The following is a 19,533-nucleotide window of genomic DNA, read 5'->3' on the forward strand; positions in this document are numbered from 1 at the left end:
CACCAACGAAAAAGCCCCTGCCTAGCAGGGGCTTCCGAATTAGGTATCGTGCTTACTATTGAACCGGCTCAATGGAGAGTTTAGAGTATTTTTCTTTTCTATTGATTTCAGAAATCATGATAGAACCCTCTTTGGCAGGTATTACAGTTACCACCGATTCACCATTAGATCTAGGAATCGTTTTGGCCACTTTTTGGTCTTTTAAGTTATACAAATACGTATTATCTGCGTCCGAAATAACCAAATAACTCGACTTCGATACAGCATTGTATACACTAAAAAACAATCGTTTACCACCTCCATTTAAAGATGCTTCATATGGATCGTATTTAACTTTCTTGGCGTCAATGTTCGCAATATTTTGCAACACTCCTTTAGAGTTTAACTTTAAAATGGTCACTTCATTTGAAACCAGTTTAGTGTACGTAAGAAAAGGAACCGCCAAATCAGCAAGAGGAACAGGTAATAGTAAAATACCACCTACAATTGCAAAAGGGCGTGCCTTTCTTTTCACCAATGACCCTACAAAGTACTTATTGCCTTCATAGTCTGAAACGGCTTCTTGGATAGAGATGAATTTATTCTCTTTGATCAATTTACCTTTCTGCGATATTTCTGAATTGCTGCCATTGCTCCAATAGGAAAACACCGGTTTAGTATCGCCTTTTGAAGTCCCATTAAAACTAACAGTGAACACCCCTTTGTAATAACTCTTGAACTCCCTTTTAGCATTCATGAAACGTTCAGAACCTACGTGAATCATTCCACTTAAAACCGGATTATTAGTGGCTTTATCAATTTGAAAATCAAGAACTCTAAAATAGCTTCCCTCTTTATCTTTTAATTCGTAATTGTCAGATGATTTTCCATCATTCGCATTAATACTATGAACCTCATAAGTACCCTTAGTCCCTCTTTTTGACATTGGCTGCTTGTATGTTAACAGATAGATACTTTTAACATTTGCAATCATATAATAATCATCCGCTCCTTTAGGTGGAGCCTTCGTCCAAACTCTTTCCCCTTTAGGGTTATAAGCAACAATGGTTTGCTTGTCTTTTTCTATACACAGAAAGGCAAACCCCTTTTGAGGAAGATTCGCAATTTGCATATAAGGAGCTTCAATATTTAAATACGAGGAATACTTTGTGTACACCCAGTTTCTACTAACTGTAATTTTCGAAGATTCTGTCTTTAAAATTTTCCCTTCTAAATTGATGAACTGAACAAACGCACTATCCTGTGTTTCCTTTACATCCCTTTGCTGGCCTCTGCGTCCATACGTTTCGGTTTTAGTTTTCGTGTCTTCTTTGCGATACAACAACATGATCACATCTTGTTCAAAAGTCACACTCTTTAATAGTAGTTGAGATTGCCTGAAATTGACCACTCCAATATCATTCAGGTTTTCGTCCATGATTGAAATCTTGTAATTGAAAGAGTCTTTGCTAACGGCTTCCAGCTTGGTAAACATCAAGTATCCAATCAAAGAGTTGTCTTGAACAATTGGCTCAAAATCACTGGAAATTTCACCTGCCACCTCCCGAAAAACTTTGGATTGTGCCGTAGCATTCTGAATCATTAACGCACAAAATAGTGTTGCAAACAAAAGTCTAAATTTCATATAAGTTGTTAGTATTAGTTTGAAAATTGAACAGCAAACTCGGCATACATACTGTTGGGATATTGCTGCACATAATTTTTAGAAGCTTTTGGGCGAACCGATTTGTCTGTATAGTCCGCATTTGCAAGGCTGTTAAACAAATCTCTTAGTCCTTTTTCGTCACTGTTGAGAGACTTCCAAAAATCGAGCTTTTGTAGCCCTTCATATAGTAATTTAATATCGTCTGTAGGCATTTGTTCTAATGCTGTTTGCAATTCGAAATAGTTTTTTGATACCAGTTCTTTTTGTACAACATTAATTGAATTAAATCTCATCAAGTTCTTGTCGGAATAGTACAATCCAATTACTGAATTATGAAACATAAAGTCATACCAAGCATCACTGTTGTTATTGTCTTTAACTAACATTATTCTGTATAAACAAGCAGTAAGATTTTGATTGTTAAACAAATTCCAAAGAATCATTTTATTCACCTTGGTTTTGATAGTTTTTGGAATAGGTGTAACTGTCATAGTAGCACTTGACAAGGCTTTCGTTTTCTCATAGCGCTGAATACAATCAGGGTGTGTTTTCAAAGAATCCTGAAGCTTAGTAGTATCTTTAAAATTATAGTTGCGAGAAGATAACCCTTTTGTTTTTTTGGTGGTCCACCAATCTTCAAATTTTAAACCATAGGACCTGAAGTAATCACCTACCGGATGTTTCAAAGGTGTTTGGTATTCGAGATCAGAGCTATCTAGTTTCAGAAAATAGCGTGCATTAAAACTGATATTAGCCTTTTTAAGCAACTGAACAGCCATTGAGTCGGCTTCTGATTCTTTGTATCGATTGTGACGACTTCTGGAAAAGGTATACCCCTCTAGTATTTTTTTTAGACGCGTTAAGCGTTCGTATTTAGAATCCAAGACTGAATTCAAGGTGTTCTTATAGGCGTCAGAAGTTAACAATTCAGCTCTTTCTCTCAAAGCAGTTTCCGAGTGTTCGAGTATATTGTGAGAAAGTTCGTGTGCCAAAATTAAAGCCAGCTCTTCTTTTGATTCTGCAAACTCAATTAACCCCAAATTTACTGCAATGATATTACCCCCTATTGCATATGCGTTCACAACACTACTTCTGTCTAACAACAAATCGAATTGCTGAGTTGCTTTAGCCTTATTTGCTTTTACGAGTTCCGTGAGAATGCCGGAAATATAGTCGTAAACTTCCTTCTCGTAAACATAATCATTATCGTTAATTGAAGAAACAATGAAGTCTTTCCGGGAATCCCACATTTCTTCATATTTTTTTTGAGTTTCCTTTTTATCGAAAATCTTCGGACAATTCCAGTTCTTTTTAATGGAATCGCGCTGCTTGGAAAGTGCTATTCTGGATAAATCTTGGAAAGAATAAATCGGATCCTGAGTTTTCAATTTAAATAATTGAAAGGAACTCAGCATCACTAAGATCAAAAGCAACCAGGCACAGTGCCTCCACTGTTTTTTATTGGCCATAAAGAAAGGTTAGGTTTCAAATATAAAATAAAAGCTTCATTTCTGCTAGTATCCAACCGAGTCTTTGTATTTAAAAATGAGGGGCTTGAGCGCTTGTGAATGAATTGTAGCTTAAACTACACGTTTATGCTCTAAATCAACACAGTTATTATCTTACGATTATTGGAAAGAAACCGAAGTTTTTAAAAAAACTATTAAGTAAGCCCTGCTTAAAGCAATGCTATTCTTCCTTAATTTAGATAGACATGAAAGCTTACTATATGCGATTCTATTTCGGCATCCTCGTTTTATTATTTTCTACGAATGCTGCTTTGAGCCAACCCATTACGCTCGTCAAAAACAAACAAAGCAATTATCATATTAGCTTGCCTTCAGAAGCAGATAGTTTCCTAAACAAATCGGCACTTTCTTTTCAGCAGCTCGTTCATAAAATGACCGGGGCGAGAATTCCAATTTGGAGCAATGCAGCTACAGATGGACGTTCTGTTGAATTTCGCATCAACAAAAACAGATCAGGATACGCAGGCACTATTGAGAATGGAAACTTCATTATTGAAGCCTCCAACTCTTACAAATGCTGGGAAGCCGTATTTGCAATCTTTGAAAAATTGGGATGCCGCTATTTGAGTCCATCAGTAACCTTTACGCCTACCCTAACGGATTTAGTGATAGCCACAGACTATGCATTTGATCCCTTGGTGAAAACCAGAACGGTTCACGCCAAACTTTTCTATGAGAACCCGGAATTCGCTGCCAAACGACGTGTTACCACTTCCGGTTTTCCCGGCTTTGTACCGGAAGCATTTGTACATACCTTTCATAAGTTTGTACCCGAAAGAAACTACTATAGTGCCCATCCGGAATACTATGCCTTAGTAAAAAACAAACGATTACCTACGCAACTCTGCTTGAGTAACGATACGGTTTACAGAATGATCAAAGACTCTGTAGCCGCCTATTTCAATCGCTACCCCAACGCAGCGGTGATCTCTGTAAGTCAAGACGACAACACTCAATACTGCGAATGTGATCGCTGTGCCGGTTTCGATAAACAAGAAGGAACCCCTGCAGCTTCGATGATTCGTTTGGTAAATAAAATTGCACGCGATTTCCCGGCAAAAACCATCTCTACACTCGCCTACCAATACACCCGAAAAGCTCCTAAAACCTTGCGCCCCGAACACAACGTGTTGGTAACTCTTTGTAGCATTGAATGTGATAGAAGTGCTCCCATTGCTGTGAAATCAAAAGATTTTGAAACAGATTTGATTGAATGGGGCCGACTGGGAGCAACCCTTCAAATTTGGGATTACACAACACAATTCACGAACTTTTTAGCTCCTTTTCCTAACCTTGAAACCATTCAACCGAATATTCAATTGTTTGTAAGAAATGGCGCAAACTGGATTTTTGAACAGCATAGTCATAACACCAGTGAGCTTTATGAACTGCGCTGCTATTTAATGTCTGCCTTGCTCTGGGATCCCTATGCCTCTTACGATAAACTCATTACTGAGTTTTGCCAGCTCTATTATGGCAAAGGTTCAGCTGCTGTGTTAACCTATGTAAAGGGCTTGGAGAAATCAATTAAAGAGTATCCCAAGTTCTTTCTGTTTTTATACGGCGATCCGGCTCAAGGTTTCGATACTTGGCTATCAGGGCAAAAACTATTGCAATATCAACAGGCATTTGATCAGTCGGAAAAAGCCCTAAAAGGTCAACCACAGTTGTTGGAGCGATTGAACAAAGCTCGAATTGGTTTAGATTATGCAACATTGGAATATTTCAGAACCAATCGTGCTCCTTTTGAATTAAACAATCGCACAGTTTTGAATGCTGTTTACAATCGATTCAAGGCTGCCACACTTAAGGGTAATATTCCTATTGTAAACGAAATGGGATTAACATTAGACACCTATTTAAAATCTTATCAGCAGTTCATGACCAACGCGGGCAAAAAGAACCTAGCAAGAGGTGCTGCTGTTAGTTTGGTAAACAAGCCTGTTAAGTACGCGAAAGAAGACCCTCAAACCCTTACAGATGGGGCTTTTGGTGGATGGAGCTTCTTTGCAAACTGGCTAGGGTTCTTAAATGAAATGAAAGCAACCGTTGATCTGAAAGAAACAAAACAATTTCGTTCTATCGGCATAAACTTTTTGCAAGTAACCAATCATGTGGTCTTCTTTCCAGTGCGTGTAAAATTTGAGATATCGGAAGATGGGATCAACTATACCACCATAAGCACCGTTGAGAATCCATTTCCATTACAAAAAACCAGCAAAGTAAACGACATCTATCAATTTCATACTCCCGAAATACCGATGAAAGCCCGGTACATTCGAGTTACAGGTGAAAACATGAACACACCGCCTTACTGGCATCACGCCGCCGGAACAGGCGCATGGATTTTTGCGGATGAAATAGTTGTTTCAGAGTAAGCACTGCACAGTTAGCAGAAGAAATTACACAGTTACCGATTTCTTCTTTTCGGCTATTCAAAAGGGTAGTATATCGCAGTTAATTAAACAGCGATATATGAAACTCTTATCCACGATCTCGGCCTTAGGATTAATAATTCTAGTTGGCGCAAGTGTATCTTTTTCGTCTTGTACGAAATCGAATGCTGCATCGGTTACAACACCAAAAACAGACACAGTACCTGATCCCGTTACACTTTTAACAAGTGCCACTTGGAAAATACAGGAACTTCGGTGGTTTCAAGTAAACACTTCGGGAGGTGGGATTGAATACTACTACATGCGTGACATCACTTCTGACATTGGTCAGGCAAGCACCATCCGTATGAAATTCAATAGAGATGGAACAGGTTCGTATGCCTTAGGTAGTAGTTTGACGGGTTCTGTTACCTGGCAGTTTACCAATACAGAAAAATCAAAATTAACATGGACCATAGCTTACAATATTGGCGGAACTCAAACTATCAATTGGGAAAACATCGATTTAACCGAAACTCGTTTGAGATACGCTGAGTATTTTGTCACAAACTCAGGAATAAGCTCTTTGGCATCAGGTACCTGTATTCACTAAGATATGACAACAGATATAAAAGAGAAAGCGCCCTGTGAGGCGCTTTCTTTATATAACCAATGTCAGAAAACTTATTGAGCAGATAGGCCAATAAAATTCTGAACCTTCAAACTTCCAAGATTTTTCTTTTCTATTGCCATTTTAAAATAAGGCGCTTTGTTCGGACCCCAAACAACAGAGGAATTGCGAACTAGAATACTTCCGGCAGTATCAAAATAGAAACCGGCAGTGGTTCCTTTTACAAAACCTTCTACATTCGCAGGCCTGCGATCGTAAACCCCACCAACTATGGAAGTCGTTTTATTAATGTACACATCCACCTGATCAAAACTGATATTGTCGATCTTGTCCTTCGATTCCGCACTTACATACACTCCATTTTCACTATAACACTTGATGTTTGAAAAGCTGATGTTTCTTACATATCCAACTTTACCTTCTGTGGCGCCTTTTGGAAAACGCCAATTCGCGTCTTTATGGTTGATCTTAGCTCTTCTATACGCGGTAATATAAATGGGTTCTGCCTTTCCCCACCACACATCACTAAACATATGACCCTCTATGATCATGTTTGAGAAAACCACATCCGAAACCACGCCTTCATCTCTGTGCTGAATTCCAACTCCTCTATTACTCTTCTTTATGATACAGTTATTAAAAAGCACCTGACGAATCGTATCCATGTTTTCCGATCCAATTTTAATGGCACAGCTTCTCGAAGTCATCGTACAATTGGTTACTACAATGTTTTCACAAACACCATAGTCTTCGTATTCTCTTCTGTTTTTTAAACAAATACAATCGTCGCCGCTTTCAATATAACAATCGCTGATGCGCACGTTCTTACTGTGATCAACATCTATTCCATCGCTGTTTCTCACCTTCAAGCTATTGATCAAACTAATACCACTGATCACAACATCATTGCAGCCCACTAAATGGATGGTCCAATAAGCGGAATTTCCAATATGTGCATCATGAATTCTGATGTTCTTGCCATCAATCAAGGTCATCACATGTGGTCTTGGATCCAATACATTGAAGGGCTTTAACTCATAACTATCGTCCAATTCTTTACCCATGAACTTTATGCCATTACCATCAATGGTTCCCGTGCCACTGATACTAAAATTTTCAAAGTGCTCGCCCCAAATCCAAAGTGTTCCTTCTCCCGGATTGGTTCTAAATGCACTCATCTTGTAAATACTTTCATCCGGATTCGCTAAAAGTACTGATCCTGGCTCCAAATGCATTTCAACGTTTGACTTAATTTGAATGGGACCCGATAGAAAAGTCGTAGCGGCATCAAATATCAACTTCCCTCCACCCGAACTACTGCAAGCATCAATCGCTTTTTGAATTGCTTTCGCATCATCGGTTTTGCCGTCGCCTACTGCACCAAACTCTTTTACTCTAAATTGCCGTACAGTTTGGGCACTCCCCATTACAAAGGCTAAAACCATAATGACCCCTACTAAAGCTCTCTTGGTATTCATACAATGTTCTTTATAAATTAGATCTGTTTTCTTTTTTTGAACCCCATGAAGTTGGAGTATCCGACAAGCGAATACTAAGCTCTCCACCATTTTGAATCATAGTGTAGGTAATAAAATTCTTATTATAAGCCTCACCATTCCATAATACCGATTCTATGTATTTCTTGCTCTTTGAATTTTGGTCAACCAATACCTTAAACTGCTTTCCATTTTTAAGGCGAATGACTACTTTATTAAATTGCGGCACACACAATTGATAATGCCCCGATACCGGATTCACCGGATAAAAGCCTAAGGCCGCAAACACATACCAAGCACTCATTTGACCGGCATCGTCGTTACCGCTCAATCCTCCGGCGCCATCCGTATATTCTTCTGATCGGATCTTTCGAATCAAATCTTGTGTTTTCCATGGGGAAGATGTGAAATTATACAAGAATGGAATTTGGTGGCCAGGTTCATTTCCGTGCCAATATTCACCCTTTGCAAAAAGCGTATCCAACTTCTTCTCAAACACATCAGCACCACCCATTACTTGTTGCAAACCCTGAATATCGTGTGGAACATAGAAACTGTATTGACGGGAAGTACCTTCGGTTATGTAAGAAGTACGAGTATCTGGTTGGAAAGGATAAAGAAAGGAACCGGTCGAATACCGCGCATTCATCAATCCAACAGTAGTATCAAATACCTTCTGATAATTTTTAGATCGAAACAATAGCGTATTTGCTTCCTTCTTTTTAAGTGTAGCTGCCACTACCGATGCTGCATAATCATCATAAGCATATTCCAAGGTTCTGCTCACTTGCTCTTTCTTATGAAAAGCATCGGGCACACTGTCTTCAATGGGAATATAGCCGTATTTTAAATAAGACGTCATTGCTCTTCTTCCCATACCATTTCTATACACTGAAAAATCGCCCGGGGTTTCAAATGCATTCTTTCGAATCAAGGACCATGCTTTTTGATAATCGAATCCTTTTATGCCTTTTGCAATTGCAGATGCCAAAACCGACACTGAATGATCACCAATCATGGCCGCAGTATAACTGTTCCAACAGGGGAAAATAGGCAGCCATCCACCTTGTTCTCCTTTAAGTACCAACGAAGCATTGAAAGCCCCCGCCAATGAAGGATTCAAAATTTCAACCAAAGGCAGCTGTGCTCGGTAAATATCCCACATCGAAAAATCATCGTAATAGGCCTGTGTGCCTTGTTTGGTTTTTTGAATCCCGGTAGAGAAAGCGGGATAAACACCATTTACATCCGAAAACAAGCGCGGATGCTGCATGGCATGATACAGCGCTGTATAAAAGATTGCTTTTTCTTGCCTACTTTCTGACTCAACTGATAATTGAGACAATGCTGTATTCCAAACCTCTTTCGCGTCTTGTTGTACTTGTTCAAATGATTTTGCTCCAATTTCAGTCGCTAAATTCTTCCTCGCATTCTCATCCGAACTAAAAGAGGTGCCGATCTGCAACAGCACTTGTTCTCCTTTCTTAAAAGCACCGCTGATAACAGCTACCTTCAATTGATCACTGCCTTCTATCAATCTAGTTCGCATGTTCTTTGTACTCGTCTTAATATAATGCCATCCGGAAAATCCGGCTTTTTGACCCCACCCCTGATAGATGCGATGAACAGGATTTGAAACTACTACGCCTTGGTTCAGATATATTTTCGATTCTTTCTGATCAGAGTTGGGTCGAATCAATACATGCAAGCTATCATCGCGCAACATGGTAATGCGCATGTAGCCTGCGCGCAAAGTAGCCGTCATCTCTACTAAGAATCCGGCTTCCGGCAAACGAACACTATAATAATAAGGCGTCGTTGTTTCATTTTCATGACGAAATGAAATGGCTGTTTCGGAAGAATGGAAGGTTCCTGAGATGGGAACAATGGTCATGCTACCATAATCTTGGGTACAGGAACCACTGATCCAATGACTTGCTCTAAATCCGGTTAATGCAGTATCCTTATAATAGTATGGAGCTACACATTTGTTTTCTGTAAGTCTTGTTTCCGGTGTCCATTGAGTCATTGCAAAGGGCAAGGTTACTACAGGAATAGTATTGGCATTGCGCTCTGATCCAACATCACTGTGCTTTAATGCAGATACGGTAGTAGAAGCAGCAGTGCCACTTAGGGGTTGCACATAGTCAACTGGCGATTGACCGGCAACCACAGCAGGCAAAAGCAACAAAAGAAAAATATGGTAGCGCTTTTTCATTCTTTATTTTCTTTTCACATTTCGATACACGCGTTCTGTATTCGGCACATTTATGTCTTCGAAGTTCAAATAATTCACGTCATCGTACACCACGGCTATTCTCGGCTCTTTGTTCTTTTGAAACAAGCGAAGATTTTTGATACTCAGCCCGTCTACATGTCTGAAGTAAAATCCCCAACACGGTAATTCACCAAACATGGAGAATTCCGGATAGGCTGTAACAGCTTCGGTGATGAGATGCAGAGAGTCGATTGGGAAATAAGGAATTGACGCATCATTTCTTCCTTCATAACTCAACTCAATATTCTCGAGTTTAATGTTTTTAACAGGATGCTCCGGTAAACTGGAAATAGATGCGGGAAAAACATGGTGCAAATATTCGATGGAGGCCGTATCGTCGGGAGCTTTATTCCAAGGGGAAATGCTGAGTTGATCTCCCGGCTTGATACCCGGAGGATACTTCAACAAAGGACCTTCTAACTCATATCCCTTATCCGGCTTTCCTGCAGGAATTTGTACAGATACATTACGAATGGTAATGTCTTGCACGGTGCTGAATCGCTCGTCTTTATTACGTTTACCAAGTTTTACAAAAATCCCATTGCCTGTATTTCTGGCGCGAACACCCTCAATCGTAATGTTTTTTAAGAACGCTCCATCTACCGCTTCTAATGCAATGGCACTTCTATAGGTATCATAAATAATAAGGCCTTTTACATAAATGTTTTTAAATCCACCTCTTGAACCCGTCCCAATTTTAAATGCATTGGCACTGCTTCTCAAACTACAATTCAAAACCTTCACATTAACCACACTATCCAATTCCGCTGATTCCGATTTCAAACAAATGGCATCATCCGAACTATTAATAGTACAATTTTCAATCAACACATTTTTCGAATCTACGATATCCAATCCATCGTTGTTCCAATAAGAAGTGCTGTTTACCTTGATCCCTTTAATGTTCACTTGATCACATCTTTCATACGATTGTATCCATGTACAGCCATTTTGAATTGAAACAGTACTAATGTTGATCTTTTTTGATTTAAAGAAATGAATGATTTTGGGGCGATTGCTTTCAGTAGGTCTTTTCTTTGGCCAGTCTCTATCTGTAAGTCTTCCACTTTTCAATTCATCAAACAAAGATTGCAGCACTTGCTTTGCATTTCCATCAATGATGCCGGTTCCTTTTATAGCAATATTAGAAACCTCGATGGCATTGATCATTGCGTCACAAGGACTTTGGCCATAATCCAATCTATTGGGGGAGCCCATTAACACAGACCCGGGCAGTAACTCAAGTATAATATTGGATCGAAGAAAAATTGATCCTGTTACAAAAACTCCTTTCGGTATTTGTACCGTTCCGCCTCCTTTAGAGGCAATTTGATCAATGGCTTTTTGAATTCCAGCCGTGTTCAAAGTTTTGCCATCGCCTATGGCTCCAAATTGTACAATGGAAACTTGTTTCAACTGCGCGGTAGTGCTGGCCGAAACAACTAGAAAAAATATGACCGTTAATAACCTCATTCTGCTATAATAATAAATCCCCCATTCGCAGCTGTTTCAATTCTTACTTTATTATCTGAACCCACCACTGTGTTTTCCTTCTTTAGAAAATCCCTGCTGTCATCAGAAATCAACGTTAGCTTCTTATTTTTCCATTTAGAAAGATCCAGTTCAAAGGTCTTCTTATGATTTTCACCATTGATACCTGCGATATACCATTTATTATTGCCATTGCGAGCAATCACCACATCTTTTCCGGGAAAGCCTTGAAGAAACTCCAGGTCATTCCAAGTGTTGGGTAAATTCTTCAAGAATTCTTTCACGAAGGCCGGCATATGATCCATTCCCTCTTTATTTTCTGCATAATGCTGAATACCTGAAACAAAAAGCACCGAAAGCGCCAACTCGAAGGCAGTGGTGGTTCTTCTGGTTGAACCGGAATGAGTAAGCTTATAAAGGTTCATGGGCGTAAAGTCCATGGGATCAAACACGTTTCTTGTAAAGGGCAACACAGCACAGTGAGAAGCTTGTAAGTCCGCATCACTCTGATTAAAAGTGACCATTTCCATTCCGTACACAGCCTCAGTTGTAACGAGATGAGGGTAGGTAGCTGCCCAACCTCTAGGCAAAGTAGCGCCATGAAAGTTTACCATCAGTTGGTACTTTGCAGCAGATTCTAAAATATCAATGTAGTATTCAATCATGGATTGACCATCGCCACCAAAAAAATCTATCTTAACTCCTTTTACTCCCATATCATGAATGCGACTGAACTCTTTTTCTCTCGATTCCTTTTTTAAAAGCATCCCTTTTGGATGATAACCCACCGTATTCCAATTGCCTGCAGAATTGTACCAAAGCAAGATTCCAACATTCTTTTTCTTTCCATAATTCACCAATTCTTGAATTCTATTGTATCCAATCTTGGTATCCCAGTTTACATCGATGAGGCAGTAATTCCAATTCATTTCTGCGGCGAAATCGATGTATTTCTTCTGTTCCTCATAGGTAATGTTATCGTCTTTAGAATTGATCCAACTCCAGGAAGCTTTTCCGGGTTTTACAAAGCTGTAGTCATTTGCGTCGGCAGACGGGGAGAGATCTGTTCCAAGGGTAGATTCAACAATTGTTTTCAACGATCCAAAAGCCATCACTCTAAGAGGCGTTTTTTCGCCGGCCTGAAGTTTAGGCAACAGTCCTTTTCCGGTAAACACTTCTCTCTTATCCGGAAATTCAACAGCATACTTAGTAGAACCGGAGTCGTTTACCAATCGAGTGCCACAATAATTTTTTGTAAGGGCGGCTTCTGTAATTAAAGCCCAGTTTTCACCAACTTTAAACAGCGCCGGATACACCCAACCAACATTAGGAATAAAATTAGTATCTGCCTTTATAGGAGTGGGAGTACCTACGGGCACTCCTTGCAAATAGTGAGCTTCATAAGATGGGTTGGATTGTTCCCAGCCCGATTTAGCGGCTGTCATTGGCTGAATCCAAGTAAGTGATTGCTTGGGGAATTGAAAGGAGCTGTATTCTTTCAGAACGGTGATTGGCCCTTCGTCTCCTATAGATCGTTGATATTGATAAGCCAATCCGTCATTGGAAAGATGAAACAAGAGCCTTACCGACTTTGAGTTCTTATTTATGATATCGAAGGTGTAAGTCAGGAAAATTACATTGGTATTCTTTTTCTTACCTGTTTTAAAGCTCCCAATTCTGGCAGATGAGGAGGTAGACACTAATTTGATTGACGCTAGCTGATCGGCAAAATCTTCGTTTTCGAAAACAATACCCAATCTGGAAAACTCAATCAGTTCCTGATCTCCCTTTGTAACTTCATAAAAAAGCTGCCCTCCTCTAATTTCTAAATCAACCTGAACAGATCTATCTTGACTTGATATTATAGTTTGAGCACTTGAATTCCAAAAAGAAAGAGTAACTAAGAACAGGCAACTAAGTATTCGAACGGTAGTTTTTGAGATGGTCATCGCAATCGGGTTTAAGTTGGCTTCAGATCATTTTACTAGGCATAGAACGCATAAGTGTCTTGTGTACACTTATTTGAACCTAGTTTAGCAGTTTTTTAAGTTGTCACTATAAGCAGCATTTTTCCGGTTTGGGTTGCCTTTAAGCATACCAGATTCGTTCAACTGCTACAGAATTTCGAATTTATCACATTTTGAACTTGATTTGTGAGGATCAATTTTAATAATTTAAGAAATCGATTTCGTTATTTGTAGCGATACATGCTAAATTTGCCGTGGAGAGGCTGCTATGAAACGCATCAACTTAAAAGAACTCGCGAACTTGCTGAATTTGTCAACATCCTCGGTGTCAAAAGCGCTGCGTGATAGTCATGAAATTAGCGAAGAGACCAAGAAAAAAGTACGCGAGTTTGCGGTAAAGCACAATTACTCTCCCAACCCATACGCCACCAGTCTTCGGAAAAAGAAAAGCAAAACCATTGCGGTTATTCTCCCGGAGGTAGCCGACAACTATTTTTCACTGGCCATTAATGGAATTCAAAAAGTAGCCGAAGCGAGAGGCTATCATTTACTCATTTATTTATCGCACGAGAAATATTCAATTGAGAAAGCGGTATTGGAAGAGTGTTCGAATGGCCGTGTAGACGGGGTTCTGATCTCTATTTCCAGCGAAACCACCGACCACAGCCACCTTCAGAAACTGGTAAATGAAAACATACCTTTAGTATTTTTCGACCGAGCACCGGAGGACTTCAATGCTTCTAAAGTAATTACAAACGACTACGATTGTGGTTATTTTACTGCCATGCATTTGATAGAAGACGGATGCACCAATCCGGTGTTTCTTTCAATGTCGAGCGCCCTGCCCATATGTCACCGCAGAGCCGAAGGCTTCAAAGCTGCGGTATTGGCAACGGGAATTGCTAGCGACCCCAATAAGCTGGTTCACTATTGCGATGGAACAGAAGAAGAAAGCATGAAGAAAATTCAGGAGCTTTTTGAAAGTAAAAACAGGCCTGATGGCGTTGTGGCTTCCGTAGAGCGATTGGCCATTCAAACTTATATGGTAGCACAAGAATCGGAGATTAACATACCAAAAGAAGTGAAAGTAATTGCTTTTTCTACCCTGGAAACCGCTCCTATTCTCAATCCGCCACTTTCTACCATTACACAACCCGCTTACGATACCGGTACCAAAGCAGCCGAGTTACTGTTTCAAAGAATCGAGAAGCCGCTTCAATACACCCAACCGGAATGTGTGGTACTGCCGTCAATTTTTATGGAACGCAAGTCTTGCATTCCTAAAAGTCATTTTTCATAAGCTAATAAATGTACACTCTACATTTATTATCAGTTGAATCAAGAAAGGTGTTTTCTAAGCCGCTCAGTAACGGAACAAATTGAAACGCAATTCTAAATGCCCATGGCCTAACGCCTATTTTAGAAATCCCTTTTCGCAGGTCCATTTATTTTCAGTTAATTGCGGCCCCAAACCTTAAAACAATGAGCTCCATTTCAGAAAAATTGAAACAACGTTGTGATGGCACTTGTGAACTCTGTTCCTCAGAACCTGCTAGTATTGAATATGTTGTGAGTCCTAAAGACAATTCTTCCATTGAAAACGAAGTAGCCCTCTGTACCACTTGTGCAGGGGAAATCGAATCAAAAAGCAATCCGAGTCACTGGCAATGCTTAGCGGGAAGTATCTGGAATACAGAGCCCAGCGTTCAAACGCTTACGTATAGAATCCTTTACAGCTATCGTGATCAGGAATGGGCCTCCGATATTATGAGCTCAGTAGAATTGCCTGAAAACGTTGTGAACTGGGCGCTCACCGCTTTTGAAGTAAAAGAAATTCACCGCGATGCCAACGGTACTCCTTTGGAAAATGGCGATACAGTGGTACTTACCCAGGTATTAAATGTAAAAGGAGCCAACTTCATGGCGCCCAAAGGAACCATCGTTCGTAAAATTCGCCTAGTGCCAGACAATACCGAGCAAATTGAAGGAAAAGTAAACGATGCTACGATCGTGATTTTGACGAAGTATGTGAGGAAGAACTAAAAGACTTGATCAGCATTTGCTGATATAAAAAAGAGACTTCAAAACGAAGTCTCTTTTTTTGCGAGAACATCATTATCCTACCAACTCTTCTACTTCACTCATTTTCTCTTTGAGTTGCTTAACAGTCATATTGTACACAACGCTGTTTCTATTCGCTACGCGTTGAACCAAATGCACATGCGCAATGAATTCTTGCACAATCTGGATCTTATCACTTGGTGTTACTACTAGTAACTGAAGATGCAACTGTTTACAGAGCTCCATTAAGTAAGTGGCTTTTTCTTCGTCCTGATTACTGAAACTTTCATCCACAGCTACAAATCGTAAGCTTCTACTATTCTTGCCTTCCTTAGTAATTCCGAACTGGTACGCAATGGCACTACACAAAATAGTATAGGTCAATTGCGCTTTTTCTCCTCCGGATAACTGCCCCATTTGGCGGTAGGTCTTTTTCAATTCGTCAGTATTTCTATACTTCTCATCCGCCCAAAACTCAAACCAATTTCTTACATCCAGCACTTTGTTTCTGTACGATTCGTTCTCTTCTAGTTCATTGATTACTGGCTGAATTTTCTCTGTAAAATGCTGCGCTTTCTCTTCAAAACTGCTCTGCTGCCAATTCGCTGCTTGCGGCAACGCCTCTAACAATTGTGTTTTGAATTTCCGAATTTCAGTGCCTGCGGGTACAGGTTGCTTTCTAAGTTGAACATAGGTATCCGGCATTCGGTTAAAATTAATACCCGCCAACGATTGATTCAGCTTAATAATACTATTGTGAATCTCTCGCTCCCACTTCTCTAACTCTTCGTTCAATCCACCAATTTTGTACGTAATAGTTACATTGATATAGTTTTCAAAATCGCGCTTGTATTTAGGAAGATTTTCTGTTTGTAATTTGTTCATCCATTCAATGTACTCGTTCGCATATTTCACTTCTTCCGGCAAATTGACCACATCGCCGTTCCAATCGGGATACTTCTTCGCTAATTCAGCAGATGGATTTTTGATTCGGTACAAAGCTCTGGTCAATGTCTTTTCTGATTCACTTAATACTACCCGCAATTTTTCAAATCGTTGCTGCTGTTGTTGATCAAAATTCGCATGCACCGTATCTAAATTTGCTAAACTGATGTTATCAAAATCAGCCGCATATTTTGATTGAAATACCAATAATGCATCTTTGTCCTTCTCAGTAAGTGTTGACAAAATAGCCGACAACCCCTTCAATCTTTCCTTGAACCCTACCAACTGACTTTCAGTTACCGCAATATCGCCCACAATTTTATTGATCGTCTCTTGTAACTCTTCCTTAGCTGTCGCTTTTTGATCAAGCTCTTTCTTCAGTTGGGCCAAGGCCTTGCTTTCCTTGGTCAGGTTCTTTACTTGATCTTCTATTTTTCGAATCTTTTGCTGTAACCCTCCCACATCAATTCCATCAAACCCCGGATACTCCTTGATCCGCTGATTGGCATAGAACTGCTCTTGAAGTCGCTTCGATTTATTGGTACAGCGCGTCAACACCTCTTTCGTTTGTTCAATTTGATCAGAGAGTTTATCTCGCTTTTTGAACAAAGCTTGCTTCTTACGTTCATTATCCCAACCCATCACATACCTGCTCGCATCATTGGTGTCGGGTCGATCATCTTTTTCATGGCGTCTACCACTCTTAGTCAAACCGTGCAACGTAATCGCTTTCTCGAATCGATCTAGAGTCTTCTCATCATCCAAACACATGTAGTTGAATTGATGAATGATCTGCTGTTCTAACCAATCCGTCAATTTATGATCCGGATGAAACTCGAGTTTTTCATGAACAGTTCCTTTTTCAGGATGTTGAAATACCACTTTCTCAATTACATGTTCGTAAACCAATCGAGCACGAATATTCTCTTTATTAAGGTACTTGTTTACTTTCTTATAAAACTTATCGGGCACCAAGAGACGCATCGCAAAGTTACGCAAGAGCTTTTCCATAGCCGGCTGCCAATGAATTTCATTCGCTTTTACCTGCATCAATTCACCTGCAAAAGGCAAATCGCTTGTTTCAATATCCAAGCCCTCACAAATCTTCTTACGAACTTCAATTAGATAAGAAGGTATATTGTTTCGGGTAGATAAAAGATTATTCAGCTCAGATTCAATAGATGCTTTTTCAGCCAGGTTTTGATCCATCAGCCTCTTTGCATCATACAGGTCGTCTTCATTCAATCGTTGTTCACGCTCAAGCGTATGAGACACTTTATCATTCTCTTTTCGCAGTCGTTGGAAACTTGACTCGTCATCGGGCTGAACATCGCTTAAATGAAGTGTTCTACACCAAGCAGTAAACTCAGCTAACTGCGCGGCTGCTTGTTCTCTTTTCTCAACCAATTCTTTCTGTTCCTTCTCCAACTGCTGCATTCTCTGCCCCGCCTTATTCTGCTCAACCTGGTTCAGCAGGTTCCGTTCGTCCTCTTGTACTTTATCAAGCTCTGCCTTTTTGGCTTCTTTCTTTTGTTCTAAATCACGAATTGCTTGTGTTAACCGAGCAGTCTCCTCTTGCAGCAATTCACTTTGTTTGTACCGATGCCATACACGTGCCGTTTCGCGAACTTCAGTCAGCTGCTCCAATTCTTGTTGCGATTCATGAAACTTCTCGTATTGTTCCTTCACCGGCAACAACATGGCCAATTGCTCTTCCGATTTTTCAATATTTCTACGGGCATCTAACAAAGTGGACAAGTGCTTCTTCAAATCCTGAAACTGCTCTTCCATATTGCGCGGTTCCAGCATGTGTGTGCGGATGAACTCATCCAAGTTGCCCAACACTTTGATCCCTACTGTTTGGTTGAACAAATGCAATGCCTGAATACTCTGCATTCCCAACACTTCTACCAATCGAAGCGCATACTTACTTGCTGCATCAAAAAATTCTACAAATTTTCTCGCTCCTTTATTGTAACGTTGGTCGATCGTCTTTTTCCAAGCACCACCCAAATCGAAGGGCTTGAAATCGTCTTCAATTTTGAGTGCTTTGTGCGCAACGCCAAATACTTTCTTCAATTCATTGTTCGAAAAATAACGCACTTGGAAAAGCGTCACGGTTTGCTCTGCTTCATTGGCGAAATTGGCCAATATGATGCTATAGGCTTCCTCTTTATTCTCTCTCAGATAGAGCGTTTTGGTAGCACCCGTGCTCTCACTGTTAATTGACCCATATCCACCCAACACATAGGTCTCTTCGGTTCGATCACCTTTCTTTTCACTACCGCTACTCTGATTGTAAAAGCGGTAGCGCTTCTCCGGCACAATCAAGGTAAGAAGCGCATCCACGAAAGTGGTTTTACCGCTGCCGTTGGCTCCGGTGAGCAAACTGGTTTCACCCATGGGGTGTATCGAATGAATGGTTTCATCGAAGGTTCCCCAGTTGAACACTTCCATGTATTGCAATCGAAAGCCACTCTTCTGATTATCGGTACTAAATACACTTAACTGCATCTCAACATAAGTTTTGCAACACTATTTTACAGCCTTGCGTTGTTTTAATTGGTTCATAAAAGCTTCCAACTCCTCACTCCCAATTCGCGCCTTGATAATCTTCTTAATTCGAAAGCGCTGCTCATCGGCTACATCACTACTTTCAGCTAAAGCGAGAAATCCATATTCTTCGGCTTTATCGATCAGCCGATCAATGTCTTTCAAAAACTTCACCCTACTGGCATTTTCTTTGAAAAACAATTCCGCATACTCTTTGATCTCTCTTCTTTTCTTGATCAATTCTTGACTGCTGCTATCACTAATCTCAAACTCCGCCATCATATCGCGTAGCAATACCAATAAAATACTCTCTTCGTAGGTAAGCGCCCTACGCACGATCCAGCTCACCGAGGCATCGTCTTCCTCTCCTCCAATATGCTGCACATACGAATAACCATCTTCTTCACTTAAGATCAGTTTCAAACCCAATGGCTGTAAAAAGCTCGATAGGTCTGATTTGTATTGAAGAAGCTTTTCCCAAGTAGACCGTTCGGTATAATCCACAGGACCTTTCAACAATTTTATAAACACCGAAGTGTAAGGCAATATCTTTTGCTGCATG

General features: G+C 40.1%; 12 protein-coding genes. 4 read left to right on the plus strand and 8 right to left on the minus strand.

Features of this window, described 5'->3' with window-relative positions; translation table 11 throughout:
* Nucleotides 1–55 precede the first annotated feature (55 nt).
* A complete protein-coding gene (locus tag ACQ2HE_RS01615; protein ID WP_430895185.1) occupies nucleotides 56–1,624 on the minus strand; it encodes a DUF6770 family protein in 1,569 nt (522 codons plus the stop codon).
* 14 nt (nucleotides 1,625–1,638) lie between these two features.
* Complete coding sequence (locus ACQ2HE_RS01620; protein WP_430895183.1) at nucleotides 1,639–3,114, minus strand: M48 family metalloprotease; 1,476 nt, start codon at nucleotides 3,112–3,114, stop codon at nucleotides 1,639–1,641.
* A 245-nt stretch (nucleotides 3,115–3,359) separates the two neighbouring features.
* Here ACQ2HE_RS01620 and ACQ2HE_RS01625 point away from each other — a divergent pair, with 245 nt between their 5' ends.
* Complete coding sequence (locus ACQ2HE_RS01625; protein WP_430895181.1) at nucleotides 3,360–5,552, plus strand: DUF4838 domain-containing protein; 2,193 nt, start codon at nucleotides 3,360–3,362, stop codon at nucleotides 5,550–5,552.
* A 97-nt stretch (nucleotides 5,553–5,649) separates the two neighbouring features.
* Entirely contained in the window at nucleotides 5,650–6,162 is a 513-nt protein-coding gene (locus tag ACQ2HE_RS01630; RefSeq protein WP_430895179.1) for a hypothetical protein, read from the plus strand.
* Between the two features lie 71 nt (nucleotides 6,163–6,233).
* Here ACQ2HE_RS01630 and ACQ2HE_RS01635 read toward each other — a convergent pair whose 3' ends face one another.
* The 4 genes from ACQ2HE_RS01635 to ACQ2HE_RS01650 are packed head-to-tail and all read right to left on the minus strand — an operon-like array spanning nucleotide 6,234 to nucleotide 13,394.
* Nucleotides 6,234–7,658 (minus strand): glycoside hydrolase family 28 protein, encoded by a 1,425-nt coding sequence (locus ACQ2HE_RS01635; RefSeq protein ID WP_430895177.1) that lies wholly within the window; start codon nucleotides 7,656–7,658, stop codon nucleotides 6,234–6,236.
* A 10-nt stretch (nucleotides 7,659–7,668) separates the two neighbouring features.
* Nucleotides 7,669–9,894 carry a GH92 family glycosyl hydrolase gene (locus ACQ2HE_RS01640; protein WP_430895175.1) on the minus strand — a complete coding sequence of 742 codons (2,226 nt, stop codon included), beginning with the start codon at nucleotides 9,892–9,894 and terminating at the stop codon, nucleotides 7,669–7,671.
* A 3-nt stretch (nucleotides 9,895–9,897) separates the two neighbouring features.
* Nucleotides 9,898–11,427, minus strand: coding sequence for a glycoside hydrolase family 28 protein (locus ACQ2HE_RS01645; RefSeq protein ID WP_430895173.1), 1,530 nt, complete (start codon nucleotides 11,425–11,427; stop codon nucleotides 9,898–9,900).
* On the minus strand, nucleotides 11,424–13,394 hold the full coding sequence (locus ACQ2HE_RS01650; protein WP_430895171.1) for a glycoside hydrolase family 97 protein: 1,971 nt from the start codon (nucleotides 13,392–13,394) through the stop codon (nucleotides 11,424–11,426). Before ACQ2HE_RS01650 ends, ACQ2HE_RS01645 begins: the two co-directional genes overlap by 4 nt.
* A 286-nt stretch (nucleotides 13,395–13,680) precedes the next feature.
* Between ACQ2HE_RS01650 and ACQ2HE_RS01655 the strand changes: the two genes are divergently transcribed.
* Nucleotides 13,681–14,712, plus strand: a complete 1,032-nt coding sequence (locus tag ACQ2HE_RS01655) for a LacI family DNA-binding transcriptional regulator (protein ID WP_430895169.1) — start codon at nucleotides 13,681–13,683, stop codon at nucleotides 14,710–14,712.
* Nucleotides 14,713–14,894: 182 nt separating this feature from the next.
* Entirely contained in the window at nucleotides 14,895–15,455 is a 561-nt protein-coding gene (locus tag ACQ2HE_RS01660) for a PhnA domain-containing protein (protein WP_430895167.1), read from the plus strand.
* A gap of 72 nt (nucleotides 15,456–15,527) precedes the next feature.
* Here ACQ2HE_RS01660 and ACQ2HE_RS01665 read toward each other — a convergent pair whose 3' ends face one another.
* Nucleotides 15,528–18,932 carry an ATP-binding protein gene (locus ACQ2HE_RS01665; protein ID WP_430895165.1) on the minus strand — a complete coding sequence of 1,135 codons (3,405 nt, stop codon included), beginning with the start codon at nucleotides 18,930–18,932 and terminating at the stop codon, nucleotides 15,528–15,530.
* A 21-nt stretch (nucleotides 18,933–18,953) separates the two neighbouring features.
* On the minus strand, nucleotides 18,954–19,532 hold the full coding sequence (locus ACQ2HE_RS01670) for a DUF4194 domain-containing protein (protein WP_430895163.1): 579 nt from the start codon (nucleotides 19,530–19,532) through the stop codon (nucleotides 18,954–18,956).
* Nucleotide 19,533: the final 1 nt, after the last annotated feature.

The organism is Endoryza foliicola (assembly GCF_050589245.1).
In the GTDB taxonomy this organism is placed as follows: Bacteria; Bacteroidota; Bacteroidia; order Chitinophagales; family Chitinophagaceae; genus Endoryza; species Endoryza foliicola.